Origin of the sequence: Streptomyces sp. DG1A-41 (genome assembly GCF_037055355.1) — a bacterium.
Taxonomy (GTDB): domain Bacteria; phylum Actinomycetota; class Actinomycetes; order Streptomycetales; family Streptomycetaceae; genus Streptomyces.
The window spans coordinates 5,020,954-5,034,002 of the sequence record NZ_CP146350.1; the positions used below are offsets into that span (position 1 = coordinate 5,020,954).

The 13,049-nt window shown below is 60.8% G+C and carries 18 protein-coding genes and 1 pseudogene; all 19 read left to right on the forward strand.

Features of this window, described 5'->3' with window-relative positions; translation table 11 throughout:
• Positions 1-130 precede the first annotated feature (130 nt).
• Positions 131-784, forward strand: coding sequence for a topoisomerase (locus V8690_RS23405; RefSeq protein ID WP_338781762.1), 654 nt, complete (start codon positions 131-133; stop codon positions 782-784).
• Positions 781-1,191, forward strand: a complete 411-nt coding sequence (locus tag V8690_RS23410) for a DUF3310 domain-containing protein (protein WP_338781764.1) — start codon at positions 781-783, stop codon at positions 1,189-1,191. Before V8690_RS23405 ends, V8690_RS23410 begins: the two co-directional genes overlap by 4 nt.
• A complete protein-coding gene (locus V8690_RS23415) occupies positions 1,188-1,595 on the forward strand; it encodes a hypothetical protein (RefSeq protein WP_338781766.1) in 408 nt (135 codons plus the stop codon). Before V8690_RS23410 ends, V8690_RS23415 begins: the two co-directional genes overlap by 4 nt.
• Entirely contained in the window at positions 1,592-1,861 is a 270-nt protein-coding gene (locus V8690_RS23420) for a hypothetical protein (protein ID WP_338781768.1), read from the forward strand. The genes V8690_RS23415 and V8690_RS23420 overlap by 4 nt, the downstream gene beginning before the upstream one ends.
• Positions 1,861-2,250: a hypothetical protein gene (locus V8690_RS23425; protein ID WP_338781770.1), complete on the forward strand. Its 390-nt coding sequence runs from the start codon at positions 1,861-1,863 to the stop codon at positions 2,248-2,250. Before V8690_RS23420 ends, V8690_RS23425 begins: the two co-directional genes overlap by 1 nt.
• Entirely contained in the window at positions 2,247-3,056 is an 810-nt protein-coding gene (locus V8690_RS23430) for a metallophosphoesterase (protein WP_338781772.1), read from the forward strand. Before V8690_RS23425 ends, V8690_RS23430 begins: the two co-directional genes overlap by 4 nt.
• Entirely contained in the window at positions 3,053-3,604 is a 552-nt protein-coding gene (locus V8690_RS23435) for a hypothetical protein (RefSeq protein WP_338781773.1), read from the forward strand. The genes V8690_RS23430 and V8690_RS23435 overlap by 4 nt, the downstream gene beginning before the upstream one ends.
• Positions 3,601-5,595: a ribonucleoside-triphosphate reductase, adenosylcobalamin-dependent gene (gene nrdJ, locus V8690_RS23440; RefSeq protein WP_338781775.1), complete on the forward strand. Its 1,995-nt coding sequence runs from the start codon at positions 3,601-3,603 to the stop codon at positions 5,593-5,595. The genes V8690_RS23435 and nrdJ overlap by 4 nt, the downstream gene beginning before the upstream one ends.
• Before the next feature lie 141 nt (positions 5,596-5,736).
• On the forward strand, positions 5,737-6,183 hold the full coding sequence (locus tag V8690_RS23445; RefSeq protein WP_338781776.1) for a hypothetical protein: 447 nt from the start codon (positions 5,737-5,739) through the stop codon (positions 6,181-6,183).
• A gap of 107 nt (positions 6,184-6,290) precedes the next feature.
• Positions 6,291-6,965 carry an FAD-dependent thymidylate synthase gene (gene thyX / locus V8690_RS23450; RefSeq protein WP_338781778.1) on the forward strand — a complete coding sequence of 225 codons (675 nt, stop codon included), beginning with the start codon at positions 6,291-6,293 and terminating at the stop codon, positions 6,963-6,965.
• Positions 6,966-6,978: 13 nt separating this feature from the next.
• Complete coding sequence (locus V8690_RS23455) at positions 6,979-7,608, forward strand: SAM-dependent methyltransferase (RefSeq protein WP_338785430.1); 630 nt, start codon at positions 6,979-6,981, stop codon at positions 7,606-7,608.
• A gap of 12 nt (positions 7,609-7,620) precedes the next feature.
• The gene (locus V8690_RS23460) at positions 7,621-9,429 is read left to right on the forward strand and encodes a DNA polymerase (RefSeq protein ID WP_338781780.1); all 1,809 of its coding nucleotides are present in this window, start codon (positions 7,621-7,623) and stop codon (positions 9,427-9,429) included.
• Positions 9,430-9,437: 8 nt separating this feature from the next.
• The gene (locus V8690_RS23465; protein ID WP_338781782.1) at positions 9,438-9,704 is read left to right on the forward strand and encodes a hypothetical protein; all 267 of its coding nucleotides are present in this window, start codon (positions 9,438-9,440) and stop codon (positions 9,702-9,704) included.
• Complete coding sequence (locus tag V8690_RS23470; RefSeq protein WP_338785431.1) at positions 9,701-10,069, forward strand: SLOG family protein; 369 nt, start codon at positions 9,701-9,703, stop codon at positions 10,067-10,069. The genes V8690_RS23465 and V8690_RS23470 overlap by 4 nt, the downstream gene beginning before the upstream one ends.
• Positions 10,069-10,320 (forward strand): hypothetical protein, encoded by a 252-nt coding sequence (locus tag V8690_RS23475; RefSeq protein ID WP_338781784.1) that lies wholly within the window; start codon positions 10,069-10,071, stop codon positions 10,318-10,320. Before V8690_RS23470 ends, V8690_RS23475 begins: the two co-directional genes overlap by 1 nt.
• Before the next feature lie 425 nt (positions 10,321-10,745).
• On the forward strand, positions 10,746-11,159 hold the full coding sequence (locus V8690_RS23480) for a cell division protein DedD (RefSeq protein WP_338785432.1): 414 nt from the start codon (positions 10,746-10,748) through the stop codon (positions 11,157-11,159).
• A 14-nt stretch (positions 11,160-11,173) separates the two neighbouring features.
• Positions 11,174-11,359, forward strand: a complete 186-nt coding sequence (locus tag V8690_RS23485) for a helix-turn-helix domain-containing protein (RefSeq protein ID WP_338781786.1) — start codon at positions 11,174-11,176, stop codon at positions 11,357-11,359.
• Between the two features lie 77 nt (positions 11,360-11,436).
• A complete protein-coding gene (locus V8690_RS23490; RefSeq protein WP_338781787.1) occupies positions 11,437-12,633 on the forward strand; it encodes a tyrosine-type recombinase/integrase in 1,197 nt (398 codons plus the stop codon).
• A gap of 89 nt (positions 12,634-12,722) precedes the next feature.
• Positions 12,723-13,040 (forward strand): annotated as a pseudogene (locus tag V8690_RS23495) (phosphoribosyltransferase family protein); the annotation flags it as partial.
• Positions 13,041-13,049 lie beyond the last annotated feature (9 nt).

The window sequence follows — 13,049 nt, forward strand, 5'->3', positions numbered from 1 at the left end:
TCGGTGGATCTCGATAGAAACCGATGGAATTGCTTTGCATGCAATCTGTCGGAAGACTCATACGCCGTAATCATGAGGGAGGAAAGTATTGGCTTCACTGAAGCCAAAGAACGCGCATATACCCAATTCGGTGGGGACAGCGAAGCGGTATCACGAGACGTACAAGGGGAGTCCGGCCGAGGAGTACATAGCGGCTCGGGGCCTCGGGGAGGTCGCAGCCAGCTTCGGCCTGGGCTTCGTGGCTTCGGCTCAACCTGGTCATGAGCGGTATGTGGGAAGCCTTTGCATCCCGTATCTCCGCCCTGCCGGCGGAGAGGACGGGGTAGCAACATGCCGCTTCCGCTGCATCGCTGACGAGTGCGTCAAGGATGCTGACGGCCTCTACCTCTTCCAGAAGGGCGCGAAGGAGCGCCACCAGGGACACGGCAAGTACCTGAGCCTTCCGGGAGATCCTCCGAGGCTCTACAACACGCCCGCCCTGATCGAGCCCAGTCCGGCCCTGGTGGTGGTTGAAGGCGAGTTCGACACGCAGTCCTGGGCCGTTGCGGATGTGCCTGCCGTAGGGGCCCCTGGCACCGGTACGTGGCGGGACTACTGGACGCCTGCACTCCTCGGTTACGACGTGGTCTATCTGATCGCTGAGGACGAACCGGGATTGGTCTTCATGGATGGCCTGGCGGCCGATCTGCCAAACGGCAAAGTCATCAAGACCGATGGGCAGGACTCGAACCAGATCCTCGTGAACAACGGGCCCGCAGCCCTCAGGAAAAGGATCGGCATGTGAACCCTGGCCAAAAGGTCGTGATCACCGCAGGGCCACACTCAGGCAAGAGAGGGCGGGTTGCCAGCAGCCGAACCCCCATCGACGCCTTCCCGTACAGCTATTACGTCAAGGTGTACGGCCCTGTTATTCGTTACGTCTGGTTCAAGGAAGGCGAAGTGAGGGCTGATCCCGTCCAGGGTGACCCGCTCGGAAAGGCCGACTCGGTCAATCACCCCGGGCATTACACCTGGCTTCCGAACGGAATCGAGGTCATAGACCTCACGGAACACATGAACTTCAACCGCGGAAACGCGGTGAAGTACATCGCCCGAGCCGGGCGGAAGAACAAAGCAACCGAGATGGAAGACCTGCGCAAAGCGCGTTGGTACATCGACCGTGAGATATCCCGAATGGAGAACACCAAGTGAGCATCGTCCTGACTGACGAGCAGGTTCTTTCGACCCTCCGTGACGTGGCGGAGGAAAGCCCGGAGAAGGTCTACGTGGCTCCTGCCCATCTCCGTGACGAGTGGGGCTCCTGCTACTACGTCCACCGCGACGAAGAGGGCAACGAGTCGGCAGGCTGCATCGTGGGGCAGGTGCTTCACCGCCTGGGCGTGCCCCTGGCGGAGCTGAAGAAGGCCGAGACCCTTGGGGCAACGGCTGCCGTACGGCTGACCACCGAAGGTGTCAGTGACACCGTGGCGACCTTCCTCCGCTACGTCCAGTGCAAGCAGGACCGAGGCCAAACCTGGAGCCGGTCCGTGCGTGACGCCCTTGAGGACTACAACGAGATCAGCGGGACCAGCCTGACCCTTCCGGAGAAGGCGTGAAGCGCGCGGCCGGCACCACGTTGGCCGTCCTGGTCCTGGTGGTCACTGGTGCCGCCTGCTCGCCCAGCTCGACCCCGGACGCTCCGGTGAATCGCCAGGAGACGGGGTCGGCAGACATCTACTCAATGCCCGAGGACTTCCCTTCGGTTGCCGCGAAGTGCGACGGCTACGGACACCGGATCTTCGTCTCTGAGGACGGAGAAAAGGCGGGCTTTGACATCTCTGTGGTTGCAGACCCGAAGTGCCTCAAGAAGGAGACCGACTGATGACCACTGCCGTAGACATCACTGACGAGCTGGCACTTTCGACCCTTCGGGAAGTCGTGGCAGAGCGACCGGAATACGTCTACTCGGCGCCTGCCCACATGCAGGATGGCCCGGACGCACATGAATCGTCGTGCTTCTACGCCCACAGGGACGAGGACGGCTCCCTAGTCTCTGCCGGCTGTGCTGTCGGAGTCGTACTCAACCGGCTCGGTATGCCGCTGGAAGTGCTGGCCAAGCACGAGGGGAAGACGGCCTATCAGCTCGTCAACACGGCCCCCGTCGAAGTCACCGCCAAGGGCAGGGACATCCTGAACCGGATGCAGATGCATCAGGACTCTGGAGACCCCTGGGGATTGGCCTACGCGAAGGCAACGGGGGAGACCATTTGAAGCGTGTAGTCGTCGTATCTGATCTTCAGGTTCCCTACCAGGATCAGCGGGCCCTGAACAACCTGATCCAATTTATCGGGGATTACCAGCCCGACGAGCTGTATCAGATCGGTGACCTGAACGACTATGAGACGCCCTCGCGTTGGAATGAGGGAACTCGGTACGAGTACCGACAACAGGTCAAGAGCGATTCCGAAGTCACGAAGCGGAAGGTCCTGGAGCCGATCCGGGCCGTTTATGACGGGCCCTTCGGCATCCTGGAGGGCAACCACGACCTAAGGCCGCGAACCTACCTGAGCGCCAAGGCACCGGCCCTTGCCGAGTACGCCGACGACTTCCACTTTTCCAAGCTCCTTGATTTCGACGGTTTCGGCGTCGACCTCACGCCGCCCTTCCACAAGGTTGGGCCGGACACAGGACTCATCCACGGCCATGAGATCAAGGGCCTGTCGAGCATCGCGGGAACCACGGCTTACGGTCACGCGAGCAAGGCGACCATGAATCTCATCATGGGCCACACTCACCGCCTGGGCGTCCGCCGGCATGGCCCTTCGCATCTCGGGGGAATGCGTTGGGGCTTCGAGGTGGGTCACATGATGGACCCGCGTAAGGCTCAATACCTGGGCCCTGGGGCGGTAGCCAACTGGCAAGCGGGCTTTGGCCTGTTGTACGTCGGTGACCACGACGTATCCCCCTATCCCGTAGACGTTCGCCGAGACGGCTCTTTCGTCGTTGAAGGCGTGCGATACGGCAAGCTCGTTCGAGGCGCTGGGGGGCGCTTTGTAAGAAAGGGGGGAACCGCGTGACTGAGATCGACTGGGCCCACGTGGCAGATATCGCGGATAAGACTGCTCGGTCCATCGCCTCAGCCTGGAGTGTGGTGGAGAAGGACGACGTGAAGCAGGCAATCCTTCTTCACGCCTACGAGCGCCGGACGCTCATCGAGAAGAACTACACAGACACTTTCCTGTGGCAGTTCGCCAAGAAGGCAGGCGTGCAGTACGCCTCAAAGGAGCGCGACGCGCGAGACGTTGAGGACGGTAATTACTACTACACACCCGAAGAGGCGAAGCTAGCCCTAGCCACCTTCATTTACTCGGATGACGAAATGGGTCAGATGCTTGGCAGAGAGGACGACCTTCTCTCCTGCCGGATCACAGACAATCTCGTCTCCGCCCGGCTCGATGCGTCCATGGCACTCAACAAGCTCAGCAAGACGCAACGGACCGTTCTGATGCGGCGATACGTCTACGGGCTCCCACCGAAGGACGACACGGAGCGCAAGGCAAGCAACCGCGGCCTCGATGCACTCGCCCGTCAGATGAACCGAGACCTGCGAAAGGTGACTGCATGACATTTCCCACCGAGACGGCAAAGACCGTTTACAAGCGGACCTATTCCCGAGTGAAGCCGAACGGCGAACAGGAGGTGTGGGAGGAGACCGTTCAGCGCGTGGTGGACGGCAACCTTGCTCTCGTTCCCGAGCGGTACCACGAAGAGGGTGAGAGGGCCGCTCTGCTCGACCTGATCGCCTCCTTCAAGGTGTTGCCGGCGGGACGGCACCTCAAGAGTTCGGGAGTCGCACCCTTCGCCCTGAACAACTGTTGGGCAGCAGGCTGGGACGCGGAGCGTCCTGAGGAGCACTTCATGTTCAGCCTGTTGCGGCTCGCAGAGGGCGGGGGAGTTGGAGCCAACTACAGCTCTCGCTACTTCAACGGCTTCCCCGAGCTGGCCATCCCGGTTGAGGTCCACATCGTCTGTGACCCGGACCATGCGGATTACCTCGACCTCGTTGAGGCCGGTCTGATCAGCACGGAGTACAGCCACGAGTGGACGGGGGCCTATCAGGTCCAGGACAGCCGTGAGGGCTGGGCTGAGGCCCTGGGGGACCTCATACGGACGGCCCATGACCCCAGGACGCGTCACGCAGCTCGGGTGTACGACGTGAGCCGCGTACGGGCCAAGGGGGCACCCCTCAAGGCCTTCGGCGGTACTGCGAGCGGTCCCCAGCCCTTCGGCCAGATGCTCAAGGCCGTGGGCCAGGTGCTCAAGGACGCCCACGGCCGGCAGCTCCACGGCATCGACGCCATGCAGATTGATCACGAAATCGCTCAGTGCATCGTCTCTGGGGGTGTCCGAAGGTCTGCCCGCATGTCGATCATGCATTGGCGTGACCCGCTCATCTGGTCATTCCTGCGGATCAAGGCCAAGGGAGGGCACTGGACGACCAACGTCAGTGTGGAGATTGATGATGACTTCATCCGCCTTCTCCGCAAGATGTCGTCACCGTCCATGCCGATCCTTCGTGAGATCGCGGCCGGAATGCTCCGCAACGGAGAGCCCGGTATTTGGAATTCGAGCCTGACGGCAAAGGGGGAGGTTGACGGCACCTACACTACGAATCCCTGTGGGGAGGCAACACTTACCCCCTGGGAGCCGTGCAATCTTGGTTCCGTCAATCTCGGTGCTTTCGTGGACGACAACGGGGAGATAGACGACGAGGGCCTTCGGAAGGCTCACAGGTATCTCACTCGGTATCTGATCAGAGCTACCTTTGCCAAGGTTGCTGATCCGAAGTCTGCTGAGGCCATCGCCAAATACAGGCGTATCGGTGTGGGGCATCTCGGGTTCGCGGACTTCCTTGTGAAACTCGGTTTCAAGTATTCCGACGCATCACGTAGGGGCATCGGCTTTGAGCTAGACATCATGGCTCAGACCGTCACTCTTGCGGCGCGGGAGTATGCGAACACACTGCGTATCCCCACGCCGATCAAGACTCGGGTCATTGCCCCCACCGGCACTACGAGCAAACTCGCCGGCACCAGCGGCGAGGCCGTTCACGCGCCGTTTGCGGGCTACTTCAAGCGCCGTATCCGCTTCTCAGACCTTGAACCCTCCGAGAAGGCCCAGGTCGAGAAGTACAGGCGTAAGGGGTACCACGTAGAGCCGGACAAATACGCGGCCAATACCTCTGTCGTCACCATCCCCACGAAGGACCCGCTTGTTGATATCGGGGGCGAGAACTTCCAGCATGCTGGAGACCTCACCCTTCGGGACATGTTGTCGGTCCAGGCGCTTTATCAAGAGCACTGGGCAGATCAGGCGGTGTCCTACACGGTGAACGTGGACCCCAACGCATATTCGGTTGACGACCTCGTTGAGGCCCTGGTGCCCTTCCTGCCAAAGCTCAAGGGCACCACGGTATTCCCGGAACTCTCGTTTGAGCAGCCGCCCTATGAGCGGATCACCAGGGAAGAGTACGAGGAGCTTGCGGCAGCCGTAGGCATAGAAACCTCGGATACCTCGTACGACGAGATCTGTACATCGGGCGCCTGCCCGATCTAGGGTCTCTTTTTTTGGTCAGTAAGTTGCCTCCTGGGATGGAGGCGAAGTGTCTACACCGGAGAGAGCTGAATGAGCTTCCCGAACCCGTTTGACGGCCCCTCACCCTGGGGCGAGCCGGATACATCAAAGGAGACGAAGCCTATGACCCAGGCCACCAACAACGCTTCCCCGAATAAGTTCCGAATCGGGCTGACCTTCAAGGCCGCAGCAGGATTCGACGCTGAATGGATCACTCCGACCGTCTACGGCGAGAGCGCTGAAGAGGTCGCAGTAAACGCGGTTGACGTGATGAAGGCCCTGGCTGACAAGGGTGTTATCGACCTCGCAGCCATGGCGGCGAAGAAGGTGCGGGAGACCCACCAGCCTGCCGCCGGCAAGGGCGGCAACAACGCCCCTAAGACCTTCCAGGGCGGCAAGGTCCAGGCACAGCAGAGTGCCCCGGCATCTGGTGACGACTCCTGCCAGCACGGCCGGACTCTGCGGGAAGGCCAGGGCGCGAAGGGCGCTTGGGCCGCCCTGTTCTGCAACGCGCCGAAGGGCTCGCAGTGTGACCCGCTCTGGCGGCAGAAGGACGGTTCTTTCTCGTAAGGGCTGACCTCTAGCAGTAAGGCACCTCAGGGGGCCGGGGATTCCTCGGCCCCCTTTCCTTTTGGAGTCATCCAGTGGAAACCATTTCGATCCATTCCGATGTGTCCGTGAAGCTGGTCAAGGCCAGTGCAACGGATGAAGACGTTGTTCAGGCAGCCCGTGTCTCGACTCAAGGGGTTGAGTCTCTGGGCTCGGATACGAAGCCCGCGGGCCTCATCAACTATCTGATGCGGGACCGTCATGGCTCCCCTTTCGAACACACCTCTTTCACCTTCCTGGTAGAGGCTCCGATCTTCGTTGCCCGCGAGCACATGAGGCATCGAGCGGGCTGGAGCTACAACGAGGAGAGCGGGCGTTACAAGGAGCTTGAGGGCACCTTCTACGTCCCCGCCAGTGATCGACCGCTTCAGCAGGTGGGGAAGCCGGGAGCGTACACCTTCATACAGGGCACTGATCGACAGCAGGCGTATACGGGTACGGCCCTTGGTCTCGCATATGGGACTGCCTACACCTGTTATCTCAAGATGCTCAGGGAGGGCGTAGCGCGGGAAGTAGCGCGCATGGCGCTGCCTGTCGGCATCTTCACGTCGTACTACGCGACGTGTAACGCGCGGTCCCTCATGCACTTCCTGAGCCTCCGAACCATCTCCGAGATAGCCAAGTTCCCCTCTTTCCCTCAGCGAGAGATCGAGATGGTTGCTCAGCAGATGGAGGAAGCGTTCGGCAAGGCCATGCCTCTTACCTACACGGCTTTTAGCAACAACGGCCGAGTAGCACCGTAAGGGGGCTGGGGGGATTCGAAAGCTACTTGACCTTTACTGCTGCCAGGGGGGAGCAAGTAAGGGGTACCGCGATGCGGGGTTTGAGGTCGTGGGCGTCGACATCGCTCCGCAACCTCGTTACCCGTGGGAATTCGTACAGGCTGAAGCGATTCAGTTCCTACTCACTTACGGCCACCGATTTGATTTCATCCACGCCTCTCCGCCGTGTCAGCTCTACAGCAAGACGCAGCGAATCAGGCAGAACGATCACCCCGATCTTCTGGCTCCGACTCGGGACGCGCTAAATGCCGTAGGGGTTCCGTGGGTGATTGAGAACGTGATGGGCGCCGAACCAGATTTGCTTAACCCAGTGCTCTTGTGCGGTGCGTACTTCGGACTCAACACCTATCGCCATCGGCTCTTTGAGCCAGGCGGGTGGGAGCTGAAACAACCGGATCACCCGGAGCACATCAGACGGCAAACAAAGATGGGGCGCCGCCGGAAGCCTGACGAGATGGGGATTTACGTAGGAAACTTCATCGGCGTTGATGACGCCAAGGAAGATCTGGGCGTCCCTTGGATGTCCCGTGAGGGAATCCGCGAGTGCATTCCGCCCGCTTATGCAGAGTACGTAGGTCGGGCTTTCCTTGCTCAAAACGAATAGAGGGGAGGTCCCGTGATTGAGCTTGGGTACGCGCTGAAGGGTCAGCCGGTCACAATTTGCGTCGTCGAGCACGAAAGGGATCTCCCCGCCTTTGAGGAGTTCATCTCTCGACACCGAATCCTCGGGTTCGACACGGAAACCACAGGGCTCGATTGGTGGGCTGAAGGTTTCCGGTGCCGGCTGGCTCAGTTCGGCACGGGGGCAGAGACCTGGGTCATCCCCGTGGAGCTGGGGCCTGCCTTCGCTGAGGCAGTGAGGCGGGCCCTGCGGCGGCTTGAGTGGCTGGTGTGTCACAACGGCACCTTTGACCTTCACGTGGTCGAGCAGACGCTAGGAATCCCGCTGGAGGAGCTTGCTCCAAAGATGTGGGACACGGCCAAGCTCGCTCACCTCGTGGACCCGAGGGCCGTGAAGGAGAGGGGCCCGGGGCTCAAGCTGGAAGAGCTGACCAAGTTCTATATCTGCGAGAAGACCGCAGATGAGGTCAAGGGCTCCATGACGGCCATTGCGAAGAAGTACAAGACGACGAAGGAGAAGATTTGGAAGCTGGTTGAGCTTCTGGACAGGGACTATTTGCTTTACGCAGGTATGGACCCGGCCCTTGCGTTTCGGCTCTTTCAGATCCTCTATCGACTTGTTCCGGCTCGCTCTAGGGCGCAAGGGCTCATCGGCTGGGAACATCGACTAGCCCATGTCACAGCCAAGATGGAGCGGGCGGGATACCTCATTGACGTGGGGTATGCCGAGATGCGGTGTGAAGAGCTGCAATACGAACAGGAGAAGTGGGAGACCGTAGCCAAGACGTTTGGCGTCGAAAACCCCAACTCCAGTCAGCAGCTCATTGAGGTGTTTCAGTCCCTCGGGGTGAAGCTCACGAAGCGGACCAAGCCGAGTAAGAATCACCCTAACGGCCAGTTGGCCATGGACGACGATGTTCTATCAGGTCTGAAGCACCCTCTTGCCGATGCAGTAATCAAGTCGCGCAAGGCTGGCAAGTGGCGTAAGACGTGGTTTGAGAGAGCGTTGAACGGGCGGGGTCCGGATAATCGGGTACACGCCTCGGTCAATTCTCTCCAGGCACGAACGTCAAGGATGTCTATATCCGGGAGCATTCCGGCGCAGACGTTCCCCTCGGGGGACGGGTACGTGCGGCACATGTTCCTTGCTGACGAGGGGCATGTTTCGTGCTCCATTGACTTCGGCAATATGGAGCTTCGCTATCTGGCCGCGTTCTCCCGTGATCCCACGATGCTCGATGCCTTCCTTAACGGAAGGGACCTGCATCAGATCACGGCGGACGCTGCCGGCGTCCCTCGCAAAATCGGGAAGATGGCCAACTTCCTGACGGTCTACGGGGGCGGATGGGCCGCTCTCATGGAACAGGCCCACATTGACGAAGAGACCGCGAGGAAGGTACTCGACGCATTCGCCAGGACGTACCCCGGGGTTGGTCAGTTCGGCAGGCGACTGGCAGACGAAGCCAAAAGAACGGGTTACGTCTACACGGCTACTGGGCGGCGCCTTCCGGTTGACCCTGGTAAGTGGTTCCGGGCACTCAACTACTTCATTCAGGGCGGGAGCCGTGACGTAACGGCTCGGGCCCTGCTGAAGCTCGACGCTGCGGGATTCACCCCGTACATGCGCCTCCCGATCCATGACGAAATCGTCTTTTCGTTCCCGGAGAAGGAGGCTCCCGAGATGGCTCGGGAAGCGGCGAAGTTGATGGAGTTCCCCGTTCAGGGACTCCTCATCCCGGCAGACGCGGAAATCGGTGGACGCTCCTGGGGGAGCGTGCTGGAACTGGAAGAAAGCAAGCACTAGGGGGAGCGATGGGCGAGAACGAGCAGAACGAGGAAACCGAGCCCGCGGGGGGCTTTGAGGAACTCATCTCCGGTATCGAGAACGAGATGAACGCTCAGCGGCTCCACAAGCAAGGGGCATACGCCGTGACTGCGGCCCGCATCTCCGGAACGGTCCTCACTGAGGCCATGGCTTCAGGCGTGCCTTACGAACTCGCAAAGGAGATGTCCGCCGATACGTGGAACTCGATTATGGGTTTCGCCGCTATCGAGGTGGTTGACGGGACTGAGGGCTGAGGCTCCTTGTCACAGGCTCCCGGGGCTGGACGGACGTAGCCCTCTTGGAGGGCGTCATAGGCGAAGTGCTGTGGCTCGGTAGGTACAGGCCCCGTGACGTGCTGCTGATTCACGGGGCCTGTCCTCGGGGGGCCGATGCCATTGCGGACCGCTTCGCCTGCGGTATCGGCATGAGCGTCCGCCGGCATCCAGCCGACTGGGACGCATACGGGAAGCGAGCCGGATTCCTCCGCAACGCGGAGATGGTAAGTGCTGGAGCTGACCTCTGTTTGGCCTTCATAAAGGGCGGTAGCCCAGGGGCCTCAATGACTGCCAGCCTCGCCAAGAAGGCGGGGATTACTACTCAAATCTTCGAGGACGTGTAATGCCACTGACTTACGACTATTCCGGCTATCCCAGCAGGGACCGGCTCGACCTGGCGAACATTCCGAAGGAGTGCATCACGGTATCCGTCAGCATCGCTGACGAGAAGTTGAAGGAAGCCGTCGTGAAGCGCATTCGGCTGCTCAAGGGATCTCTGGACAACGCCAAGCAGACTGAGCAATGGGGCGTAGCTCACCGGGTTTCCTGCAAGCTCAAGGTTCTTGAGGACGTTCTGAAGGAAGCGGCTCTGTGATGTTCGAAGACATGGAGATGGACTGTGAGTGAAAAGGATCTGCCGCGCTTCCTGATCTCCTACGGGGGTCGAGACCACCGGCTTGCGTACACCGAGGACAACGTACGGAACAGCCTTAGGGGCGTATACGTTCGTCGGCCTTGGGGGCTCGACGGGGCGAAGGTCTATGGCCTGCCCGGATACGAGGATGTGACAGGACGCTTCATCATCGGGGAGAACCATGAGCCGGCACCGTTCTAGCGAAGCGCTGAAGGCATTTCTCACGGAGCTGTCTGACCTGACCACGAAGTATGGATACGTCATTGAGGGTGACGTAGACAGCGAGGGCTACAAGGGGTTCGCGAGTGTCCGGGGGAATGGAATCAGGCGGGACCTCGTCCATGACGGAGACCGATACGACGCCTTCTAGCCGTCCCTCTTGGGACATGTGGGCTCTTGGCATCGCTGATGCCGTAGCCCCTCGGGGGGACTGCACCAGATCACGTGTTGGTGCGGTCCTCCTGGACCGCAGGCGGCGCGTAGTCATGTCGGGGATGAACGGCACTGTCCCGGGTGAGAAAGGCTGCCTAGCGGGCGCCTGCCCCCGAGGGCGGACGACGTACGAGCAGATACCCGCCGGCAGTGATTACGGGAACTGCATCGCCATTCACGCCGAAGAGAACCTGTTGATCAATGCGAGGCGCGAAGACCTGGAAGGCGGAACGGTCTACGTGACTCGGGCTCCGTGTTATCGCTGCCTTCCGCGTCTCAAGGCTGCTGGTGTGTTCCGGGTCGTGTGGCGGTCTGAGACGGGCTATGAGGCCAAGGTCTTGGACTGGGCCCAGAGCCCGGCTCGCTGAAGGGGGGAAACGACATGGCTGCGGGTGGGTCGAACCGACTCCTGACCCCGGACGAGACCGCTGAGCGGCTGGCCGTGCCCAAGCGCACGCTCTACGCGAAGTGGCGTGAGTGGGGCATACCAGCCTTCAAGGTGGGGAAGCATCTCAGATTTCGCGAACGTGACCTTGATCACTGGGTGGCCCAACAGGCTTGTGACTAGGGGGAGTTGGCGTGTAAAACATCGTGCTGAGCCGGGAAGTGGGTCCCGGCCCTGGTCAGTAAGGGGGTTGAAGCCACATGGCTTCGATCATCAAGCGGTGTGACTGCAAGGTGGGCGCTTGGCCGCGCTGCCGACACTCGTGGGTCGTCCGGTTCCGGGACGCCAACGGGGATCAGAAAGAGGAGTCGTTCCCTCACAACAAGAAGACCGAGGCCAAAGACCTTGCAACGAAGGTCGAGAACGACAAGCGCCTTGGCGTGTACGTCGACCGCAAGCACTCTAAGCGGACCTTCGCGGACTGCTGGGAAGAGTGGTTGGGCTTCGGGCAGCGGGAGGACTCTTCTCTTGCGCAGTACCGGAGCATCTACAAGAACCACTTTGCCGACATGTTCGGCAGCCGCCGAATCGGCTCTATCACTCCCTCGGACATCACTACTTGGGAGAACAGCCAGAAGGAGCGCGGTTACAAGCCCTACGGCATTGAGGGCCGAAAGGTGGTCCTGAAGTCGTTCCTCAAGTATTGCTATGAGGCGGAGATCGTTCCGAAGTACGCCGGAAAGACGATCGCCGTGAACGGTCGCAACGAGTCGGCCTACCGTCCGGTGGAAGACGACGAGATTCCGACCACTGCTGAGGTCATGGCGATCTATGAGGCCATGCGACCGGTGTACAAGTCGTCAATCTGGACTCAGGCGGGCTGCGGTCTGAGGGTGGGTGAGGCCCTGGCCTTTTCACAGTCGCACCTCACCCGCCGAGAGGGCTGGTACTTCGTCCAGAACCAGCTAACCAACTTCGGGAAGAACGGTCGGGCGAACCGAGGGACAAACGTCAAGAACGAACCGAAGTGGAGTCGGAAGGGCCGTTGGGTGCCCATGCCTCCCTCGGTGGCTGACGAGCTGGAGAAGCATCGGGCCTTCTGGGAGCCGTGGGGCGAAGAGGGCTGGTACTACGAGTCAGAGACCTACCAGCACCGACACCCCTCACGGACGACGTACACGGACCGCTGGAACGAAGCGATCAAGCGCGCCGGACTGGAGGGCTCGGGCTACACCCCGAAGGCTCTCCGCCACTACTTCGCAAGCATGGCTATCGCTGCGGGGGTACCCCTGTATGAGGTGGCAAGGTGGATGGGGCACAGCTCCACCAAGGTCACGGAACAGGTCTACGCGCACCTCGTAGACGGGGCCGATGAGCGGATCACTGGAGCTTTCGAGGCGTCGCTTGCGGACGCCTTCCGGAGTCGCCTGACGTTGGTGGACGATGACGCAGCCTGATGAGGGTTGCTGACCCCCAAAGCTGAGTTTTCGCTGAGTTTCAGGGCCTCTCACTTGCATCTTCGCAGGTGGGAGGCCCTTCCGGTTTTAACGTGGAGTTCTATACCGGTGTGGGGACGACCCTCGACATGCCCGTCATGCTCGCTCCCGTCCCCAACCTGATCGACTTCTCCGAGAAGAAGGTGTTGATCACCGACGACGTCGCCGACACCGGCAAGACGCTCAAGCTGGTCCGCGACTTCTGCCTCGACACCGTCGCCGAGGTCCGCAGCGCCGTCGTCTACGAGAAGTCCCAGTCGCTGGTGAAGTGCGAGTACGTGTGGAAGCGGACCGACGACTGGATCAACTTCCCGTGGTCCGTGGAGCCGCCCGTGGTGCGGCGGGCCGACCAGGTGCTCGACGCCTGACACCAAGAA